Source organism: Actinosynnema sp. (assembly GCF_052038725.1).
The window spans coordinates 1-3,900 of sequence record NZ_JBQGCX010000340.1 but is presented as its reverse complement, the minus strand read 5'-3'; the positions used below and the strand labels follow the sequence as shown (position 1 = coordinate 3,900).

Sequence of the window (3,900 nt, the reverse complement as noted above, 5' to 3'; positions counted from 1 at the left end):
GCGCGCGCGGGGAAGACGACCGCGCCGCCCGCCCAGCACCCCCACCCGCCTAGCGCCCCTGCTCCCCCCGGATCTCGTTCAGGTAGTTGTAAATCGTGTACCGCGTAACCCCCAGCACCCCCGCCAGGTAGTCCACCGAGTCCCGGATCAGGAACAGCCCGGCCTCGTCCAGCACCCGCACGACCTCGGACTTGTGCGCCTTCTTCATCAGCCCCACCGGCACCCCGACCGCCTCCACGGCCCGCTCCACCAGCAGCTTCTGCAAGGTGTCCACGTCACCGGGGACCGCCTCCACCGCGTGCCCGCCCTGCCCGCCGCCCCCACCCGCGCCGGGGTCCGTGTTCACGCACAGGCACCCCACCGCGACCCCGCGCTCGTCGCGCAGGAACACCGTGGACGAGCGGATCAGCCGCCCGTCCGGCGCGTACGTGTCGTACCCCGGCAGGTCCTGCGTGGTCCCCCTGCGCACCAGCCCCAGCAGCAGGTCCGTCATCGGGCCGCCCACCTGCCGCCCGGTCAGCCCGCCCGCGATGGCCACGATCGAGTTCGGCAGCGCGGACAGGTCGTGCAGCACCACCTCGGTGCCCGGCCCGAGCGCGGACGCCAGACCGGCCACGGTCGGGGCCAGCGCGTCCAGCACGTTGCCGCGCACCGGGGCGACGGCCGCGGCCCGCACGTCCACCACCACCGGCCTGGCCGCCCGCAGCTCCCGCAGCGCCGAGGCGAACCGCGCCACCGTCTCCGGCGTGGTCGAGGCGTGCGGCGTCAACCGCACGTGCTCCGGTCGCACCGTCGCGGTGACCCCGGCGGCCACCAGCGCCGCCCCCACCGCCGCGGACGGCGTCCCCGGCACCTCGAACGCCATGATCCCGCCGCGCCGCTCGCGCGCCGACACGACCACGCCGCCCGCGCCCTCGACCACCTCGCCCAGCTCGTCCAACCGCTGCCCGATCCGCTCCCCGATCGCGCGGACCCCGCCCAGCTCCACCAGCTCCAGCGCCGTCGCGAACGCCCCCGACGCGATCGGGTTCAGGTTCGTCAGCGACCAGGCCGCCGCGCCCTCGCCCACCGGGTGCACCGCCCCGTCGAACAGGCCGGGGTCCAGCGCCCCGGTCCACCCGGACGCGACCGGCTCCAACCGCTCCAGCGCCCGGTCCGACAGCGCCATGAACCCGGTGGACCACCCGGCCCGCACCCACTTCTGCCCGCCGACCACCAGCACGTCGGCGACCTGCCACGGCTCGTCCACGACCCCGAACCCCTGGATGCCGTCGACCACCAGCAGCCGGTCCCCGACGACCTCGCGCAGCGCCGCCAGGTCCGCCCGGTACCCGGTCCGGAAGTCGACCGCGCTCACCGACACCGCCGTGGTCCCCGGCGTCAGCGCGGCCCGCACCGCCTCGGGCGTCACCGGCCCGGCGGGCAGCCAGTTCACCCGCGCCCGCCCGGCCCGCACCCACGGGTAGGTGTTCGCCGGGAACTCGGCGGGCGACACGACCACCTCGCCGACCAGCCCCAGCGCGACCTGGAACAGCCCGGTGCTGGTGTTGGGCAGCGGCACCACGTGGTCGGTGTCGCTCCCGCACAACCGCGCCGCCGCCGCCATCGCGCGCAGCTCGTGCCGCATCAGCTCGTCCACCGTGGACGGTCCGGCGGCGGTCGCCTGCTCCAGCATCCGCGTGGACGCCTCCAGCACGGCCTGCGAGGGCGGGCCGAAGCGGCCGAAGTCCAGGTAGCCCTCCGGTTCGCGGAAGGTGACGAGGTAGGAGGAGGGGATGCGCATCGCTAGAGCACCTTCGAGAGGAACTGCCGGGTCCTGGGTTCACGCGGATTCTCCAGCACCTGGTCGGGAGGCCCGGACTCGACCACGACCCCGCCGTCCAGGAACGCGACCTCGTCGGCCACCTGCCTGGCGAACCCGATCTCGTGCGTGACCACCAGCATCGTCATGCCGTCCGCCGCCAGCCCCGCCATGACGTCCAGCACGTCGCCCACCAGCTCCGGGTCCAGCGCGGAGGTCGGCTCGTCGAACAGCATCACCTTGGGCCGCATGGCCAGCGCGCGGGCGATCGCCACCCGCTGCTGCTGCCCGCCGGAGAGCTGGTTCGGGTAGGCGCCCGCCTTGTCGGCCAGTCCGACCTTCTCCAGCAGCTCGCGGGCGTGCGCGACGGCGTCCGCCTTGGACTCGCGGAGCACCTGCACCGGCCCCTCGGTGATGTTCTCCAGCGCGGTGCGGTGCGGGAACAGGTTGAAGCGCTGGAACACCATGCCGGTGCCGCGCCGCTGCCTGGCGACCTCGCGCTCGCGCAGCTCGTGCAGCTTCCCGCCCCTGCTGGCGAACCCGACCGGCTCGCCGTCGACCCAGATCCGGCCGGAGTCGATGGTCTCCAGGTGGTTCACGCAGCGCAGGAACGTGCTCTTGCCCGCGCCGGACGGCCCCAGCAGGCACCACACCTGCCCGGCCTCGACCTCCAAGTCGATGCCGCTGAGCACCTCGGTGCTCCCGTAGGACTTCCGCACTCCGACGGCCCTGACCAGGCTCATCGGGCCACCCCCTTGCCGTAGGCGCGCTCCAGGAAGTGCTGGCCGACGCTCGCCGCGCTCACCACGACCATGTACCAGGCGGCGGCGGCGAGCAGCGTCTCCATGATCTGGAGGTTGTGCGACGCGATGTTGTTCGCCGCGTGGATCAGCTCCAGGAACCCGATGACCGAGGCCATCGAGGTGCCCTTGAGCATGTTGATGAAGTTGTTGCCGGTCGGCGGGATGATCACCCGCATGGCCTGCGGCAGCACGACCCTGCGCAGCGTCGTCGCGGGCGTCATGCCGATCGCCTTGGCCGCCTCGACCTGCCCGTGGTCCACGCTGTTCAGCCCGGCGCGGACGATCTCGGCCATGTACGCGCTCTCGTTGAGCCCGAGCCCCAGCAGCGCGGCGACGAACGCGGTGATCAGCACGTTCGTCCGCACCTCGAACACCATCGGGATCGAGATGGTGTCGAACACCAGCGCCAGGTTGAACCACAGCAGGATCTGCAGCAGCACCGGCAGCCCCCGGAACAGCCACACGTACCCGGCCGCGAACCAGCGGGCCACCGGGTTCGCCGAGCGGCGCAGCAGCGCGATGCCCACGCCCAGCACGATCGCGCCCGCCTGCGCCACCACGGCCAGCACGACCGTGTTCACCAGGCCGCGCAGCATGATCTCGTGGGTGAAGAAGCCGGGCACGGCCGCGTAGTCGATCCGCGCGCCCGCCAGCGCCCAGCCCAGCGCGCCCAGCAGCGCCAGCAGCACGGCCGCGCCGACCCAGCGGCCCCAGTGCCGCAGCGGGACGACGACCAGCTCGTCCCGCCGCGCGTTGTCGGTGCTCACCCGGTCACCCGCCATTGATCGTGGCCTTGGCGACCGAGCCCGGCGCGACGCCCCAGGCGTCCATGATCTTGCCGTAGGTGCCGTCGTCGATCAGGGACTGCACGGCGCCCTGCAGGGCGGTGGCGAGCTGCCCGGCGTCCTTGCGCACGCCGATGCCGTACGGGCCGCCGTTGATGGGCGCGTGGTCGACCGCCTCGAAGTACTCGCCCTTGCCCGCGGTCTTGGACACGTACACGGCGGTGGGCAGGTCGTTGACGATCGCGGCGACGCGGCCGGTGCGCAGCTGGTTCTGGTTCTGCGTGTCGCTGTCGGTCGCGGTGACGGTCACGGGCTCCTTGCCCGCGCCGGTGCACTTGCCGCTCTGCTCCTTGGCGAACGCCTCCTGGCTGGTGCCCAGCGCGACCGCGACGGACTTGCCGCACAGGTCGTCGGGGCCCTTGACGCCGGTGGGGTTGCCCTTCTGCACCATGATCGTGATGCCCGAGGTGAAGTAGTCCACGAAGCTGATCTGCTCCTGGCGGGCCCGCGT

General features: G+C 73.0%; 4 protein-coding genes. All 4 read right to left on the bottom strand.

Annotated elements, in window-relative coordinates:
• Positions 1-49: 49 nt before the first annotated feature.
• Positions 50-1,783 (bottom strand): aminotransferase class V-fold PLP-dependent enzyme, encoded by a 1,734-nt coding sequence (locus ACTUAL_RS06765; protein WP_440899647.1) that lies wholly within the window; start codon positions 1,781-1,783, stop codon positions 50-52.
• Between the two features lie 2 nt (positions 1,784-1,785).
• A complete protein-coding gene (locus ACTUAL_RS06760; protein ID WP_096492328.1) occupies positions 1,786-2,544 on the bottom strand; it encodes an amino acid ABC transporter ATP-binding protein in 759 nt (252 codons plus the stop codon).
• Positions 2,541-3,386, bottom strand: coding sequence for an amino acid ABC transporter permease (locus ACTUAL_RS06755; protein WP_440899646.1), 846 nt, complete (start codon positions 3,384-3,386; stop codon positions 2,541-2,543). The genes ACTUAL_RS06760 and ACTUAL_RS06755 overlap by 4 nt, the downstream gene beginning before the upstream one ends.
• The coding region (locus tag ACTUAL_RS06750) for a transporter substrate-binding domain-containing protein (RefSeq protein ID WP_440899645.1) at positions 3,376-3,900 on the bottom strand (525 nt) is incomplete at its 5' end. The genes ACTUAL_RS06755 and ACTUAL_RS06750, both read right to left, overlap by 11 nt.